The 16,350-nt window shown below is 71.8% G+C and carries 15 protein-coding genes; 1 reads left to right on the top strand and 14 read right to left on the bottom strand.

The annotated features are described in order from the left end of the window. Position 1 precedes the first annotated feature (1 nt). The 13 genes from nuoL to C1A33_RS27330 form a co-directional block, all read right to left on the bottom strand. Positions 2-1,969, bottom strand: coding sequence for an NADH-quinone oxidoreductase subunit L (gene nuoL, locus C1A33_RS27390; RefSeq protein ID WP_101834580.1), 1,968 nt, complete (start codon positions 1,967-1,969; stop codon positions 2-4). A gap of 88 nt (positions 1,970-2,057) precedes the next feature. Next, positions 2,058-2,357: an NADH-quinone oxidoreductase subunit NuoK gene (gene nuoK, locus C1A33_RS27385; RefSeq protein ID WP_101834579.1), complete on the bottom strand. Its 300-nt coding sequence runs from the start codon at positions 2,355-2,357 to the stop codon at positions 2,058-2,060. Continuing rightward, positions 2,354-3,382 carry an NADH-quinone oxidoreductase subunit J gene (locus tag C1A33_RS27380; protein WP_101834577.1) on the bottom strand — a complete coding sequence of 343 codons (1,029 nt, stop codon included), beginning with the start codon at positions 3,380-3,382 and terminating at the stop codon, positions 2,354-2,356. The genes nuoK and C1A33_RS27380 overlap by 4 nt, the downstream gene beginning before the upstream one ends. Next, entirely contained in the window at positions 3,379-4,023 is a 645-nt protein-coding gene (gene nuoI / locus C1A33_RS27375) for an NADH-quinone oxidoreductase subunit NuoI (RefSeq protein WP_101834575.1), read from the bottom strand. The genes C1A33_RS27380 and nuoI overlap by 4 nt, the downstream gene beginning before the upstream one ends. A 3-nt stretch (positions 4,024-4,026) precedes the next feature. Continuing rightward, the gene (gene nuoH / locus C1A33_RS27370; RefSeq protein WP_101834573.1) at positions 4,027-5,325 is read right to left on the bottom strand and encodes an NADH-quinone oxidoreductase subunit NuoH; all 1,299 of its coding nucleotides are present in this window, start codon (positions 5,323-5,325) and stop codon (positions 4,027-4,029) included. Next, entirely contained in the window at positions 5,322-7,820 is a 2,499-nt protein-coding gene (locus C1A33_RS27365; RefSeq protein ID WP_101834571.1) for an NADH-quinone oxidoreductase subunit G, read from the bottom strand. Before C1A33_RS27365 ends, nuoH begins: the two co-directional genes overlap by 4 nt. 5 nt (positions 7,821-7,825) lie before the next feature. Next, complete coding sequence (nuoF, locus tag C1A33_RS27360) at positions 7,826-9,145, bottom strand: NADH-quinone oxidoreductase subunit NuoF (RefSeq protein ID WP_101834569.1); 1,320 nt, start codon at positions 9,143-9,145, stop codon at positions 7,826-7,828. A 2-nt stretch (positions 9,146-9,147) separates the two neighbouring features. After that, on the bottom strand, positions 9,148-9,861 hold the full coding sequence (gene nuoE, locus C1A33_RS27355; RefSeq protein ID WP_101834567.1) for an NADH-quinone oxidoreductase subunit NuoE: 714 nt from the start codon (positions 9,859-9,861) through the stop codon (positions 9,148-9,150). Further along, positions 9,861-11,207, bottom strand: a complete 1,347-nt coding sequence (locus tag C1A33_RS27350) for an NADH-quinone oxidoreductase subunit D (RefSeq protein WP_101834565.1) — start codon at positions 11,205-11,207, stop codon at positions 9,861-9,863. The genes nuoE and C1A33_RS27350 overlap by 1 nt, the downstream gene beginning before the upstream one ends. Continuing rightward, on the bottom strand, positions 11,207-11,926 hold the full coding sequence (locus tag C1A33_RS27345; protein WP_101834563.1) for an NADH-quinone oxidoreductase subunit C: 720 nt from the start codon (positions 11,924-11,926) through the stop codon (positions 11,207-11,209). The genes C1A33_RS27350 and C1A33_RS27345 overlap by 1 nt, the downstream gene beginning before the upstream one ends. Beyond that, on the bottom strand, positions 11,923-12,807 hold the full coding sequence (locus C1A33_RS38185; protein ID WP_101834561.1) for a NuoB/complex I 20 kDa subunit family protein: 885 nt from the start codon (positions 12,805-12,807) through the stop codon (positions 11,923-11,925). The genes C1A33_RS27345 and C1A33_RS38185 overlap by 4 nt, the downstream gene beginning before the upstream one ends. After that, the gene (locus tag C1A33_RS27335) at positions 12,798-13,160 is read right to left on the bottom strand and encodes an NADH-quinone oxidoreductase subunit A (protein ID WP_101834559.1); all 363 of its coding nucleotides are present in this window, start codon (positions 13,158-13,160) and stop codon (positions 12,798-12,800) included. Before C1A33_RS27335 ends, C1A33_RS38185 begins: the two co-directional genes overlap by 10 nt. A 194-nt stretch (positions 13,161-13,354) precedes the next feature. Then, positions 13,355-14,659, bottom strand: a complete 1,305-nt coding sequence (locus tag C1A33_RS27330; RefSeq protein WP_207770533.1) for a geranylgeranyl reductase family protein — start codon at positions 14,657-14,659, stop codon at positions 13,355-13,357. A gap of 514 nt (positions 14,660-15,173) precedes the next feature. On the opposite strand from C1A33_RS27330, the gene C1A33_RS27325 reads away from it, so the two are divergent. Beyond that, entirely contained in the window at positions 15,174-15,890 is a 717-nt protein-coding gene (locus C1A33_RS27325) for a dienelactone hydrolase family protein (RefSeq protein WP_101834558.1), read from the top strand. A 31-nt stretch (positions 15,891-15,921) separates the two neighbouring features. Here C1A33_RS27325 and C1A33_RS27320 read toward each other — a convergent pair. Further along, a partial coding sequence (locus C1A33_RS27320; protein ID WP_115538025.1) for a class I SAM-dependent methyltransferase occupies positions 15,922-16,350 on the bottom strand: 429 nt, incomplete at its 5' end.

Genomic DNA, 16,350 nt, shown 5'->3' with positions numbered 1-16,350 from the left:
GTCAGCCCGCCCTCACCAGCAGCAGTGCGCCGACCACGAGGACGGCACCTCCCAACATCGACAGAGCGTAGGACCGGACGAAGCCGGTCTGTAGGCGGCGCATCCGCCCGGACAGGCCGCCGATGCCGGCGGCGCCGCCCCGCACGAGCCCGTCGACGCCGACGAGGTCGAGCCAGACCAGGAACCGGGTGAGGTACTGGCCGGGCCGCATGGCGACGGTCTCGTTGAACGTGTTCGCGAACAGGTCGTGGCGCGCGGCCACGGTGACGAGGGTGACCTCGGAGTCCGCCGGGGCCACCGACTCGACCGGGCGCAACTGGTAGCGCAGGTAGGCGGCGGCGAAACCGCCGATGGTCACCACCAGCGTGAGCAGGGTGAGGACGAGCGGCGAGAACGTGTGCACGCCCTCGACGCCCTCGCCCGCGACCGGCTCCAGCCAGTCCTGCAGCGAGTGACCGAGGACGAACAGCCCGCCGGCGAACGTCGAGCCGATCGCCAGCACGATCATCGGCCCGGTCATCGACGCCGACGACTCGTGCGGATGGCGGACGGGCTGGCCTTGCGAACCCTCCGGATCCTCCGACGACCAGCGGGCCTTGCCGTGGAAGGTCATCAGGAACAGCCGGGTCATGTAGAAGGCGGTGATGCCCGCGCCCAGCAGCGCGATCGCGCCGAGCAGGTAGCCGGACGTGCCGCCCTTGTCGAAGGCGGTCTCGATGATCCGGTCCTTGGTGAAGAACCCGGACAGCCCGGGGAACCCGATGATGGCCAGGTAGCCGAGGCCGAAGGTCACCCAGGTGATCGGCATGTACCGCCACAGGCCGCCGTAGCGGCGCATGTCCTGGTCGTCGTCCATGGCGTGGATGACGGAGCCGGCGCCGAGGAACAGGCCGGCCTTGAAGAAGCCGTGGGCGAGCAGGTGCATGATGCCGAGCGCGTAGCCCGCGGGGCCGAGACCGACGGCGAGGAACATGTAGCCGATCTGGCTGACGGTCGAGTAGGCCAGCACCTTCTTGATGTCGTCGTAGGCGCAGCCGATCACGCAGCCGAGCAGGATCGTGATCGCCCCGATGATGACGACGACGGTGCGGGCCGCCTGGGTCTCGTTGAAGATCGGCGCCGCCCGGACGATCAGATAGACGCCGGCGGTGACCATCGTCGCCGCGTGGATGAGCGCGGAGATCGGGGTCGGGCCCTCCATCGCGTCCGGCAGCCACGCCTGCAGCGGGAACTGGCCGGACTTGCCGCACGCGCCGAGCAGCAGCAACAGCGCGATCGCGGTGACGGTGCCGTAGCCGATGACGCCGCCGGCCGCGGCGCCGAACACGTCCGCGAAGCCGGTGGAACCGACCGTGGCGAACATGAACATGATCGCGAGCGCCAGGCCGACGTCACCGACCCGGTTCATGTAGAACGCCTTGTTCGCCGCGGTGGCGGCGGCCGGGCGGTCCTCCCAGAACTTGATGAGCAGGTACGACGACAGGCCGACGAGTTCCCAGCCGGCGTAGAGCGACAGGAAGTTGTTGCCCAGTACCAGCAGCAGCATCGAGGCCAGGAACAGGTTCATGTGGGCGAAGAACTTCCGCCTGGCCGGGTCGTGCGCCATGTAGCCGATCGAGTAGATGTGGATCAGCGTGCCGACGCCGGTGATGAGCAGCACGAACACGATCGACAGTTGGTCGACCAGCAGGCCCGCGTCGACCTGGAAGCCGTTGACCGGGATCCAGGAGAACAGGTGCTGGGACAGCGCCCGGTCGTCGCCGTCGCGGCCCAGCAGGGCGGCGAACAGCACCACGCCGAGCACGAAGCTCGAGGCCGCGGCGATCGTGCCGACGATGTGGCCGACCCGGTCGGTGCGCCGACCGCCGAGCAGCAGCACCGCGGCACCGGCCAGCGGCAGCACGATGAGCAGCCAGGACAGGGAGAACACGCCGGAGGCGGCGGCGTAGTGCAACGGATGGTCCGTCATCGCGACCCCGCCGTGCGGCGCCGCCCGCGATGCAGCGTCCCTTCACCAAGACATAGCGTCACTGCAGTCTCGTCCGTTCCTCGAAAGGTCAGTACTTCAGCAGGTTCACGTCGTCCACGGAGGCGGACCGGCGGGTGCGGAAGATGCTGAGGATGATGGCCAGGCCGATCACGACCTCGGCAGCGGCGACGACCATCACGAAGAACGCCATGATCTGGCCGTCCAGGGTGCCCTGGATGCGGGAGAAGGTGACCAGGGTCAGGTTCACGGCGTTGAGCATCAGCTCGATGGACATGAACACGACGATCGCGTTGCGCCGCACCAGCACCCCGACGGTGCCGATGGTGAACAGCAGTGCCGCGAGGATCAGGTAGTTCGCGGGATTCACCGCTCCTCCCCCTTCCCGGCACCCGCGAGCGCCGAGCCGTCATCCGCGCCAGCCCGGTCACCGCCGTGCGCGTCGTCTCCACCGATGTCGCCGCCGGAGCGCGGCGCGGGCGAGACCGGCGTCCCGCCGTCTCCCCCACCGCTGCCGCCGTCCGGGCGGTCCTGGCCGGCGGGTCCCTGCGGCCCGTCGGGTCCGGAGCTGGCCGCCGTGTCCTCCGGTCCGGCCGCGGGACGCGGATCGTCGGGTTCGGAACCGCCACCGGCCGCCGGGCCGTCGCCGGTGGGGCCGTCGGGGCCGGTCGCCGGCACTCCGCCGATGCCCGAGGCATGGCCGCCGCCGGGCAGCAGGCCGAGCGTGTCGGCCGAGTCGTGCCGGGCGAAGACGCCGGGGCCGGGCAACGGGGTGACCTGACCGCCCTCGGTGAAGCGGCGGCGCATCCACTCGCGCTGGCTGATCCGGCCGCCCTCGCGCTCGCGGTGGCCGAGCACCATCGTGCCGATCGCGGCGACGACGAGCAGCGCCGAGATCGCCTCGAAGACGAACACGTAGTCGCTGAACAGCAGCCGGCCGATCGCCTGCACGTTGCCGCCGGCGTTGGCCTTGTCGAGGCCGACGGCGCGCCCGCCGTCGATGGCCGAGCCGATCGGGAAGACGAGCAGCCCGGCGAAGCCGAGCCCGAAGATGATCGCCCCGAGCCGCTGCCCGCGGATGGTCTCCACCAGCGAGTCGGACGAGTCGACACCGACGAGCATGAGCACGAACAGGAACAACACCATGATCGCGCCGGCGTACACGATGATCTGCACGAAGCCGAGGAACGGCGCCTGCTGGAGCAGGTAGAACACCGCGACGCAGAACAGGTTCGCCACCAGCAGCAGCGCCGAGTGCACGGCGCTGCGGACGAGGATCATGCCGAGCGCCGCGAGCACGGCCACCGGCGCGAGGATCCAGAACGTCACCGCCTCGCCGGTGGACGTGCTGGTGATCGGGCCCGCCGCGCTCAGCAGAACCGTACCGGTGGTCATCGCGGCAGCTCCGAACCGGCGCCGTGGGCGGGCACCTCGTCGGCCCGGGAGTGCTCGCCGTCCTCGCCGTCCTCGCCGTCCTCGCCGTCCTCGCCGTCCTCGCCGTCCTCGCCCGCACTGGCCATCTGCCAGGGCAGCGGGGCGTCGGGGTCCCGGGTGTAGTAGTCGGTCTCGCTCCCGCCGAGCCGCATCGGGTGCGGCGGCGCCTCCATGCCCTCGGACAGCGGCGCGAGCAGCTGCTCCTTGGTGAAGATGAGGTCACGGCGGCTGTCGTCGGCGAGCTCGTAGTCGTTCGACATCGTCAGCGCCCGGGTCGGGCACGCCTCGATGCACAGCCCGCACAGAATGCAGCGCAGGTAGTTGATCTGGTAGACGCTGCCGTACCGCTCGCCGGGCGAGTAGCGCTCGGCCTCGGTGTTGTCGGCGCCCTCGACGTAGATGGCGTCGGCGGGGCAAGCCCAGGCGCACAGCTCGCAGCCGACGCACTTCTCCAGCCCGTCGGGATGCCGGTTGAGCTGGTGCCGGCCGTGGAAGCGCGGCGCCGTCTCCTTCTTCTGCTCGGGATACTGCTCGGTCGTCGGCTTCTTGAACATCGTCGAGAAGGTGACGCCGAAGCCCTTGTAGGGGTCGAAAAGGCCCATGTCTCAGCCCTCCTGGCGCGGACCGGAGCCCGCCGGGATGACGGTGGCCGACCCGTTCGGCTGCGGGGGTGGCCACGGGATGCGTTCGAGGCTCGGCGCCTCGGCGAGCTTGCGGGCTTCGGCCTCCTCGGACTCCCGCTGGTGCTTCGCGCCCCCAGGATCGATGAGCGCGACGATCAGCAGCACGCCGATGACCACGCCGATGCCGATCAGCCACGGCGTGCGGTCGTCGACGTCCTTCTGGTAGACGCGGAAGGTCGCGATGACCAGCACCCACAGCAGCCCGACCGGGATCAGGACCTTCCAGCCGAAGGCCATGAACTGGTCGTAGCGCAGCCGGGGCAGCGTCCCGCGCAGCCAGATGAAGAAGAAGATGAACAGCAGCAGTTTGAGCACGAACCAGATCAACGGCACCCAGCCATGATCCAGACCGGACAGGCCGGGGATCGGCGGGGGCTGCCAGCCGCCGAGGAACAGGGTGGTCGCGATCGCCGAGACGGTGACCATGTTGATGTACTCGGCGAGGAAGAAGAACGCGAACTTGATCGAGCTGTACTCGGTGTGGAAACCGCCGACCAGCTCGCCCTCGGCCTCGGGCAGGTCGAAGGGGGTCCGGTTCGTCTCCCCCACCATCGAGATCACGTACAGCACGAACGACGGCAGCAGCGCGATGTACCAGCGCCCCGACTGGCTCTCGACGATCCCCGACGTCGACAGCGTCCCCGCGTACATGAACACCGCGACGAACGACAGGCCCATCGCCACCTCGTAGGAGATGATCTGGGCCGCCGAGCGCAGCGAGCCGAGCAGCGGGTAGGTCGAACCGCTCGACCAGCCGGACAAAATCAGTCCGTACACCCCGAGCGAGGCCGCGGCCAGCAAGTACAGCACGCTGACGGGCAGGTCGGCGAGCTGCAGCATGGTGTGGTGCCCGGCGATCGACACCTCGGGCCCGAACGGGATCACCGCGAAGGCGAGGAACGCCGGCACCGCGGAGACGATCGGCGCCAGGATGAAGATCGGCTTGTCGGCGAGGACCGGGATCAGGTCTTCCTTGAGCATCAGCTTGACGCCGTCAGCCATGCTCTGCAGCCAGCCCCTGGGCCCGTGCCGGTTCGGCCCGACGCGCTGCTGCATCCGGGCGACGACCTTGCGCTCGAACACGATCGAGAACAGCGTCATCAGCAGCAGGAACGCGAACACCGCGACGCCCTTGACCAGGGTCAGCCAGAACGGGTCGCTGCCGAAGCCGGTGAGGTCCGGGTCCGCTGGCGCCGCGAGGAGCGTCGATGCCGCGCTCATGCCCGGCTCCCGAGGGTCTCGTCCCCGGCCGTCTCCTCACGGCCGGGTGGTCGTGCCGCCGAGAGCCGCACGACGACGCCGGAACGCTCGGCGAGCAAGCGCCGCACGTGCGAGCCGGGCGAGTGGGTGGGCACCCAGACGACCCGGTCCGGCATGACGGCGATCTCGCACGGCAGCGTGATCGACCCGCGCCCGCTGGTCACGGTGAGCGACTCCCCGGCACGCGCGCCGACCTCGGCCGCCGTCGCCGCGGAGATCCGGGCCACCGGCACCCTGGCCGTGCCGGCCAGGTACGGCTCGTCGGCCTGCAGCGCGCCGTCGTCGATGAGCTGGTGCCAGCTGGTGAGCACCGCCTCGCCGGCCGCGGGGACGGCCGCCGGGGCGGCATGCGCCGCGGGCGCCGGCGCCCGGGTGACCCCCTCGCCGGCCCGCCCGACGTCGCGCAGCTCGCGGGCGGCGGCACCGGTGTCGGGCAGGCGCAGGTCAACGCCCATCTCGGCGGCGAGCAGGTGCAGCACCCGCACGTCGGGCAGCGCCGGGGTGTCCAGCGCCCGCTGGAACGGCCGCAGCCGCCCCTCCCAGTCGACGAACGAGCCGGCCTTCTCCGCCACCGGCGCGACCGGCAGCACCACGTCGGCGACCTCGGCGATCGACGAGCGGCGCACCTCGAGCGACACGCAGAACGGCACCCGGGCGAGCGCCGCGAGCGCCGCGGCCGGATCGGGCAGGTCCTCGGCGTCCACCCCGGCGACGACGACGGCGTCGAGACGGCCGGCGGCGGCAGCGGCGAGGATGCCCGCGGTGTCGCGGCCGGGCGCGCCGAGCAGCGGCCCGCCGCCCCAGACCGCCTCGACCTCGGCGCGGCCCGCGGCGTCGGCCACCGGCCGCCCGCCGGGCAGCAGCGAGGGCAGCAGCCCGGCGGACACGGCGCCGCGATCACCGGCGCGTCGCGGAACCCAGGCGAGCGCGGCGCCGCTGGCCTCGGCGAGGCGCAGCACCGCGGACAGCGCACCGGGCACCTCGGCCGCCCGTTCCCCGACCAGGATCACCGCACCGGGCTCGCGCACGGCCGCGGCGGCCGCGGCGGCGCCCGCCCCGTCGGCGGTGAGCGCGTCGAGGATGGCGGGCTCCGCGCCGGGCTCGGCGCTCACCAGCGTCCCGTGCAGCTTCGCGAGGCCACGGCTGGCCAGCGGCGCCAGCGCGTGCACGGCGGTGCCGTGCTTGTCGACGGCCTTGCGCAGCCGCAGGAAGACGATCGGCGACTCCTCCTCCGGCTCGAACGCGACGAGCAGCACCGCCGGTGCCGCCTCGAGGTCGGCGTAGGTGACGCCGATGCCGGTCCCGGCGACCGCGTGGCCGAGGAACTCCTCCTCCTCGGCGGAGTGCGGCCGGGCGCGGAAGTCGACGTCGTTGGTGCGCAGGGCGACCCGGGCGAACTTGGCGTAGGCGTAGGCGTCCTCACGGGTGAGCCGCCCGCCGGTGAGCACGCCGACGCCGTGGCGGTCCCGGCACTCGGCCAGGCCCCGGGCGGCGTACTCCAGCGCCTCGGACCAGGTCGCCTCGACGAGCTGGCCGGTGTTGTCGTCGCGGATGAGCGGGGTGGTGAGGCGGTCAGCGGCGCGGGCGTAGGTGAACGCGAAGCGGCCCTTGTCGCAGTTCCACTCCTCGTTGACCGCCGGGTCGTCGCCGGCGAGGCGCCGGGTCACCTTGCCGCGGCGGTGGTCGGTGCGCAGCGAGCAGCCGGACGCGCAGTGCTCGCAGGCGGTCGGGGTGGACACCAGGTCGAACGGGCGGGCCCGGAACCGGTAGGCGGCGCTGGTCAGCGCGCCGACCGGGCAGATCTGAACGGTGTTGCCGGAGAAGTAGGAGCTGAACGGCTGCCCGTCGCTGACCGCGACCTGCTCGGCGGCGCCGCGCTCGAACAGCTCGATGAACGGGTCGCCGGCGATCTGCGCGGAGAACCGGGTGCAGCGGGCGCACAGCACGCAGCGTTCCCGGTCGAGCAGGATCTCCGACGAGATCGCGAGCGGCTTCGGGTAGGCGCGCTTCGTCTCGCGGAACCGCGAGGTCGCGCCGCCGTTGGCCATCGACTGGTTCTGCAGCGGGCACTCGCCGCCCTTGTCACAGATCGGGCAGTCGAGCGGATGGTTGAGGAGCAGGAACTCCAGGTTCCCCGCCTGCGCCTTGCGGGAGACCGGCGAGGTGAGCTGGGTCTTCACGACCATGTCGGCGGCGACCGCCGTCGTGCAGGCGGCGACCGGCTTGCGCTGGCCCTCGACCTCGACGATGCACTGCCGGCAGGCCCCGACGGGGTCGAGCAGCGGATGGTCGCAGAACCGCGGGATCTCGATGCCGAGCAGCTCGGCCGCCCGGATGATCAGCGTGCCCCTGGGGACGCTGACCGACAGCCCGTCGACGGTGAGCGTGACGAGGTCCGGGGCGGGCGGCGCGGCCGGCTGGGAGGTGGGCGCGGCAGTGCGCGCTGGTGCGGTCATGATGGTCAGTGCGCTCCCGCGTAGGCACCGGGGGTGGCGGCCGGGTCCGGGTCGCCGTCCGGGGTGGTGTCCGGTCTCGTGGTCACCGCGCTCACCGGGATGAACTCGTCCCGGAAGTACTTGATCCCCGACACGATCGGGGAGGTGGCCCCGTCGGCCAGCGCGCAGAACGCCCGGCCGAAGATGTTGTCGCAGGCGTCGACGAGGGTGTCCACGTCCGCCTCGTCACCGCCGCCGCGCTCGATGCGAGACAGGATCTGCACCATCCAGCTGGTGCCCTCGCGGCACGGCGTGCACTTGCCGCAGGACTCGTGCGCGTAGAACTGGGTGAGGCGACGCACGACCCGAAGCATGTCGGTCGTCTCGTCCATGATCATGAGGGCGGCCGTGCCGAGCAGCGAGCCGGCCTCCTGCATGCCCTCGAAGTCGAGCGGCGCGTCAAGGTGGTCGGCCGTCAGCATCGGTGTCGAGGACCCGCCCGGCGTCCACGCCTTCAGCGCCCGCCCCCCACGCACCCCGCCGGCGAGCTCCAGCAGCTCGCGCAACGTGGTGCCCATCGGTGCCTCGTACTGCCCGGGGCGGGTCACGTGCCCGGACAGGCTGTAGATCTTCGGGCCCGGGGAGCGTTCCCGGCCCATCGAGCGGAACCAGTCGACGCCGTAGTTGACGATGTACGGCACGCTGGCGATCGTCTCGACGTTGTTCACGACCGTCGGCGACGCGTACAGCCCGTGGGTGGCGGGGAACGGCGGGCGCAGTCGCGGCTGGCCGCGGCGGCCCTCCAGCGAGTCGAGCAGTGCCGTCTCCTCGCCGCAGATGTACGCGCCGGCGCCGGAGTGGACGACGAGGTCGAGGTCGAAGCCGCTGCCGAGGATGTCGCGGCCCAGGTAGCCCGCGTCGTAGGCCTCGGCGACGGCGGCGTGCAGCCGTCGCGCCGCGTGCACCAGCTCGCCGCGCAGGTAGACGAACGCCCGGTTCGCCCGCACCGCGTAGGAGGCGATGATGATCCCCTCGACCAGCGAGTGCGGGTCCGCCTTCATCAGCGGGGCGTCCTTGCAGGTGCCGGGCTCGCCCTCGTCGGCGTTGATGACGAGGTAGTGCGGCCTGCCGTCGCCCTGCGGGATGAAGCCCCACTTCATCCCGGTGGGGAAGCCTGCGCCGCCGCGGCCGCGCAGGCCGGAGTCCTTGATCAGTTTGATCAGGTCGTCCGGCTCGCCGGCGAGCGCGGTGCGCAGCGCCAGGTAGCCGTCGAGGCGGCGGTAGGTGTCGATCGTCCACGACTCCGGGACGTTCCAGCGCCGGGTGAGGACCGGGGTGATGGGCATCGTCAGCTCCCCTTCCGCTCAGCGGAGGCGGCCTGTTCGGCGGCGGCCGGGACAAGCGGAGCCGGCCGGTCGTCCGCCGTCCAGCCGTCCGCCTCGGCGAGCAGCAGCCCGGCCACCGACGGCTCCCCGACACCCGGCCCCGCGACGCCCTCCGGGCGCGGATCCGGCAGCCCGGCGAGCTGGCGGGAGATCTCGGCGAACGAGCACAGCGGCCCGCCGCGGCTCGGCGCGGGGCGCTCGCCGGCCTGCAGCCCCTCGACGATCCGTTCGGCGCCGTCCGGGTCGACCTGGTCGTAGAACTCGTAGTTCACCGTCATCACCGGCGCGTAGTCGCAGGCCGCGAGGCACTCGGCGTGTTCGAGGGTGATCCGGCCGTCGGGCGTCGTCTCGTCGTGGCCGATGCCGAGGAGCTCGGCGACCCGGGCGTAGACGTCGTCCCCGCCGAGCAGCGCGCAGGACAGGTTCGTGCAGACCGACACGAGGTAGTCGCCGACCGGGCGGCGCTTGTACATGGTGTAGAAGGTCGCGACCGCGCCGACCTCGGCCGCCGTGAGGCCGAGCGTCTCGGCGCAGAACGTGACGCCCTCGGTGGTCACGCAGCCCTGCTCGGCCTGGACGAGGTGCAGCAGCGGCAGCAGCGCCGAGCGGGACCGGCCGGCCGGGTAACGGGCGATGATCTCCGCCGCGGCGGCATGTGTCTGCGGTGAGAAGGCCATCAGCGGTCCACTCCCCCGAGCACCGGGTCGACCGAGGCGACCCCGACGATCACGTCCGCCACCTGGCCGCCCTCGGTCAGCGCCGGGACGGCCTGCAGGTTGACGAAGCTTGGGTCGCGCACGTGGACGCGGAACGGTCTCGTGCCGCCGTCGCTGACCACGTGATAGCCGAGCTCGCCGCGGGGCGACTCGATCTGGGTGTAGACCTGGCCGGCCGGCACCCGGAAGCCCTCGGTGACGAGCTTGAAGTGGTGGATGAGGGCCTCCATCGAGGTACCCATGATGTTGCGGATGTGGGCGAGCGAGTTCCCCATTCCGTCAGCGCCGATGGACAGCTGCGCGGGCCACGCGATCTTCTTGTCGGCGACCATCACCGGCCCCGGCCGCAGCCGCGCCAGGCACTGCTCGACGATCCGCAGCGACTCGCCCATCTCCTCCAGGCGCACCAGGTAGCGGGCGAACGAGTCGCCCTCCAGCGCGGTCGGCACGTCGAACTCGTAGGTCTCGTAGCCGCAGTACGGCATGGTCTTGCGCAGGTCCCAGGGCAGCCCGGCGGCGCGCAACACCGGGCCGGTGGTGCCCAGCGCGATGCAGCCGGCCGCGTCGAGGATGTTGACGTCGACCATCCGGGCCTTCCAGATCGGCTGGCCGGTCAGCAGCCTGTGGTACTCCTGGATGCGCTTCGGCATGTCGGCGAGGAACTCGCGGATCGCGCTCTCGACGCCGTCGGGCAGGTCCTGGGCGAGGCCCCCGGGGCGGATGAACGCGTGGTTCATCCGCAGGCCGGTGATCGCCTCCAGCAGGTCGAGGACCTTCTCCCGCTCCCGGAAGCCGAAGATCATCGCGGTGGTGGCGCCGAGCTCCATCCCGCCGGTGGCGAGCCACACCAGGTGCGAGGCGATGCGCTGCAGCTCCATCACCATGACCCGGATGACGGTGGCCCGCTCGGGGATCTGATCGGTGATGCCAAGCAGCTTCTCGACCGACAGGCAGTACGCCGCCTCGTTGTACAGGGGCGCCAGGTAGTCGGCGCGGGTGAGGAAGGTGACCGCCTGCGTCCAGGTGCGGTACTCGCAGCTCTTCTCGATGCCGGTGTGCAGGTAGCCGATGACGATGCGGGTCTCGGTGACCGTCTCGCCCTCGATCTCCAGGACGAGGCGCAGCACCCCGTGGGTCGACGGGTGCTGCGGGCCCATGTTGACGACGATGCGCTCGGCGTCCTGCTCGCCGGCGCCGAGGACGTCCTCCCAGTCCCCGCCGGTGACGGTGTAGACGCGCCCGCTCGCCGACTCGGCGTAGCCGGCCTCGTACGGCTGGTGGGTCTGCTGGGTGCTGTTGGGTGTCATCACGAATAACTCCGGCGCTCGTCCGGTGGGGGTACGGTGGCGCCCTTGTAGTCGACAGGGATGCCGCCGAGCGGGTAGTCCTTGCGCTGCGGGTGCCCGGTCCAGTCGTCCGGCATCATGATCCGGGTCAGTCCGGGGTGGCCCGTGTAGACGATGCCGAACAGGTCGTAGGCCTCCCGCTCGTGCCAGTCAGCGGTGGGCCACACGCCGGTCAGGCTCGGCACGGTCGGGTCGTCGTCGCCGACCGAGACCTCGACACGCAGCCGGCGCCGATGGGTCATCGAGGTCAGGTGCACCACCGAGTGCAGCCGGCGGCCGGTGAGGTCGTCCGGATAGTCGACGCCGGACAGCGAGCTCAGCAGCTCGAACCGCAGTCCCGGGTCGTCGCGCAGGGTCCGCGCCAGCGCCGGCAGGGCCTCGCGCCGCACGTACAGCGTCAGCTCCCCCCGGTCGACGACGGCCCGCTCGACCGCGTCGCCGAGCTGCGGGAAGACCCGTTCGAGCGCGTCGTAGACCGCGTCCGCGTCCGCGTCGCCGAAGGGCCGCTCGCTGGAGGCGAGCACCGGAACCGGCGCGACCAGCCGACCGAAGCCGGACGTGTCACCGCTGCCGGCGGCACCGAAGGCGTCGTGCTGGCGCCCAGCGGTCCCACCGGCCGCGACCAGCTCGCCCCCGCCGTTCTCGTCGACGGCGCCTGGGCCGTGGGTGTTCCCGCTCATCGGTCGGCCTCCCGGTCACCGAGGGCCTCGGTGGTCGGGCCGGTGCCGTGAGCACGGGACTCGTCCGTCGGCTTGGCGTCCGCGGGCATGGTGCCCGCCGACGCGATCTCGGCCGGCTCCGGCTCGGCCTCGGCGAGGGCGAGCCGGCCACCGGCTCCGTCCGGAACCCGCTTGGTCCGGCCGAACACCGACGGCGGCGGGATGGCGGCGGGCCGGCGGGTGTCGAGGTCGGGCTCCACCGCGCCGCGGCCGGTCGTCGCCGGCGCGCCGGCGGGCAGCCGGAACCGCTTGCGGTCGTTGACCGACAGCGTGCGGGTGTCGAGCTCGCCGGCGGGCAGGCCGGCGCGGGCGGTGGCCACGTCGATCGGCTTCGGGTAGGGCGAGTCGCCGGGCTCGGTGTACGCCGTCTTCCCGGTGATCGTGCCGGCGAGGATCTTCTCGTGCAGCTTGACGATCGCGTCCATGAGCATCTCCGGCCGCGGCGGGCAGCCGGGCAGGTACATGTCGACCGGGACGATGTGGTCGACACCCTGCACGATCGCGTAGTTGTTGAACATCCCGCCGCTGCTGGCGCACACGCCCATCGACAGCACCCACTTGGGCTCGGGCATCTGGTCGTAGATCTGCCGCAGCACCGGCGCCATCTTCTGGCTCACCCGACCGGCGACGATCATCAGGTCGGCCTGGCGGGGGCTCGCGCGGAAGACCTCCATACCAAACCGGGACAGGTCGTAGCGACCCGCACCGGTGGACATCATCTCGATCGCGCAGCACGCCAGTCCGAACGTCGCCGGCCACAGCGAGGACCGGCGCGACCAGTTGGCGAGCTTCTCGACACTGGCGAGCAGCACGCCGCCGGGCAGCTTCTCCTCTAGTCCCATTCCAGACCTCCACGACGCCACTCGTAGGCGTACGCGACGAAGATGGTCGCCATGAACAGCGCCATCGCACCGAGACCGAACACCGCGAGGCTGTCGAACGCGATCGCCCACGGGAACAGGAAGATGATCTCGATGTCGAAGACGATGAAGAGCATCGCGGTGTTGTAGTACTTCACCGGGAAACGCTGCGGACCGGCCGGCGCCGGAGAGGGTTCGATACCGCACTCGTAGGCGTCGATCTTCGCCCGATTGAAGCGCCGCGGGCCGACGAGCGCACCGACCGCGACGGAACCGACCGCGAACAGCGTCGCGATCACCATTAGAACGAGGATCGGCACGTAGTTCGAGAGCATGCCGAACTCCTCTCCTTCGAAAGAGTCTTACCCGGACGGTATGAGGAATGGCTTTCCGGCGAATGCCGTCGGCCACTGTTCACGACGGCGGGCCCGGCCCCGCGCCACGGGGAGGGCGGCAGCGGAAGGGCGGGAAATCAGGAATGGTCGACCCGGGCCGCGCGGCGCGCCGCCGGATCGACTCGGATAACACGTCAGGCCGCTGGTGCGAGCCGGGTCATCGCATTGATCAGTCGGTCCATCGCATCCCCTCCCCGGGGGTCCGTGAGATTAGCCATGATCTTCAGCACGAAGCGCATGAGCGTCGGCCGCGACAGGCCGTGCCGCGTCCCGAGCGCCATGACGGTCGGATTTCCGATGAGCTGGACGAAATAGCGGCCGAGAGTGTAGTAGCCGCCGTACCGCGCGCGCATCAGCTCCGGGTAGTGGCCCAGCGCCCGTTCCCGGGCCGGTCCCTCGGCCCGGGCGAGCGCCTGCACGGCGACCTCCGCCGCGTGCCGCCCCGACTCCAGGGCGTACGCGATGCCCTCGCCGTTGAACGGGTTGACCATGCCGCCCGCATCGCCGACGAGGAGCACGCCGTCGCGGTAGTGCGGCGTGCGGTTGAAGCCCATCGGCAGCGCGCTGCCGCGCACCGCGCCAGTCGCGTTCTCCTCGGTGAAGCCCCACTCCGGCGGCAGTGCGGCGAGCCAGCGGCGCAGCAGGTCCTGGTAGTTGGTGTTCTGGAAGGCGTCGGTGGTGTTCAGCAGGCCGAGGCCGACGTTGCTGGTGCCGTCGCCGACCCCGAAGATCCAGCCGTAGCCGGGCAGCAGCCGGCTCTCGCCCGGCCGGCCCTCCCAGAGCTCCAGGTGGGACTCGAGGTGGTCGTCGTCGGTGCGGGTGCTGCGGTAGTAGCGGCGCACCGCCACGCCGAGCGGGCGGTCATCGCGGCGGCGGATGCCCAGCGACAGGGCGATCCGCGCGCTGTTGCCGTCCGCGGCGACGACCAGCGGCGCCCGGAAGGTGACCGGCTCCCGGTCGGGGCCGGTGCGCGCCCGCACGCCGACGACCCGGCCGGTGTGCTCGTCGAGCAGCGGGCCGGTGACGGCCGTGCCCTCGTGCAGCCGGGCGCCGGCCTTCACCGCGTGCCGGGCGAGCAGGTCGTCGAAGTCCAGCCGGGGGCGGACGAGACCATAGTCCGGCCAGCTGGCCAGCTCCGGCCAGGGCAGTTCGAGCCGCACCCCGCCACCGACGATGCGCAGCCCCCGGTTTCGCGCCCAGCCGGCGGCGGGCGAGGTGTCCACCCCCATCTCGACCAGGCTGCGCACGGCGCGGGGCGTCAGCCCGTCGCCGCAGACCTTCTCCCGGGGGAAGGTCGTCTTCTCCAGGAGCAGGACATCCAGCCCCGTGCCGGCGAGGTGGTAGGCGGCCGACGAGCCGCCGGGACCGGCGCCGACCACGATGACGTCGGCGTCGATCGCCGACCCACCGCCACCGCCGCCATTCCCTGTCGTCCCCATCGCCACCCAGCGCTCCGGATCCACTCGACATCCACTCGGGACTACCCGCCACTCGGGACCGTCCGTTCGGGCCGCTCGTGAAATTCTTCACGAGCGCCCCCGGCGAGTGTAGGCCCTATGCAGGCCGATCGCACCAACCGAGACGCGGCGAAGAGCGGACGAGTCGACTTCGTGCACCCTATGGCCACCGTGAGCGACCAATTGCGGCCCCCCGTGCTCCCGACGCTCCAGAGGAGCCCCGACGCCCGACCAACACCAGCGTATAATCTCGCGCCCGACAGACCGGTACGGCACCCCGGCGCCTCCTGCTCCAGAACCAACCTGCTGCTCCAGAACCAATCTGGCCGTCACCGTACGCGCCTGGACGTCCACAACGCGCACCCGGATCCCGCCAATGGTGGCCTTTTCTCGTCACCAGGTGACATCACCGCCCGTGCTGGGTAGGCCTCGCGCAGGAACAGAAAATCGGCGCACGCCCGCGCGCGTCGGGGCCCGGCAGCGAATCGAGAGAACGATGATCGAAGAGACGGTCGTCCTGCCCACCGCCGACGGGCCCGCCCCCGCGACCCTGGTCGAGCCGTCCGGCCCCGCCCGCGGCGGCGTCGTGGTGCTGCACGAGGCGCTTGGCCTCACCGAGCACATGCGCAGCCTGTGCACCCGCTTCGCCCAGGCCGGCTGGCGCGCCATCGCACCCGGCCTCTACCACCGGGTCGGCTCGCCGGTCTTCACCCCCGACGACATCGAACCGGCCGGCAAGGCCGCCGAGACCGTGACCGGCACGGAGATGCTCGACGACATCGACGCCGCGCTCGCGGTGCTCGCCGACGACGGCACCGCACTGGATCGCTGCGCCGTCGTCGGCTTCTGCCTGGGCGGAGCCGCCGCCTTCCACGCCGCGGTCGACCGTCCCTTCGGCGCGGCGGTGACCTTCTACGGCGCCGGGATCCGCACCCGCCGATTCGGCGAGCCGCCGCAGCTCGAGCTCGCCGACCAGCTCCAGACGCCCTGGCTCGGCATCTACGGCGAACGCGACCCGAGCATCCCCGGCGCGGACATCGACGCGCTACACGCCGCCGCCGCCCGCGCGAGCGTCCCCGTCGAGGTCGTCCGCTACCCGGGCGCCGGCCATGCCTTCCACGACGACACCCGGCCGGACACCTACTGTCCGACCGCCGCCCGCGACGCGTGGTCGCGCACCCTGACCTGGTTCGACTCGCACGTCCCGGCCTGACGCCCGGCCCGGCGCCCGATCTAGTCGCGATCTAGTCGGGGACGTGGCCGTGGTGCAGGGCGACGACGCCGCCGGTGAGGTTGCGCCAGCCGACCCTGGTCCACCCGGCGTCGCGCAGCAGGCCCGCGAGATCCGCCTGCGCCGGCCAGGCCCGGATCGACTCCGCCAGGTAGACGTACGAGTCCGGGCTGCTGCTCACCGCCCGGGCCACCCGCGGCAGCGCCCGCATCAGGTACTCGAGGTAGACGGTCCGCCACGGCCCCCACACCGGCCGGGAGAACTCGCACACCACCAGCGCACCGCCCGGCCGGGTGACCCGGCGCAGCTCGGTCAGGCAGCGGTGGGTGTCGGCGACGTTGCGCAGCCCGAAGGAGATCGTCGTCCGGTCGAAGGACGCGTCGGGAAACGGCAGGTGCAGCCCGTCCCCCGCGGCCAGCGGCGCCGCCGCGGGCCCGTGCAT

The organism is Frankia canadensis (assembly GCF_900197875.1).
GTDB classification, from domain to species: Bacteria; Actinomycetota; Actinomycetes; order Frankiales; family Frankiaceae; genus Frankia; species Frankia canadensis.
Note: the sequence above shows the minus strand (reverse complement) of the source record. Positions and strands in the feature narration are given on the sequence as shown.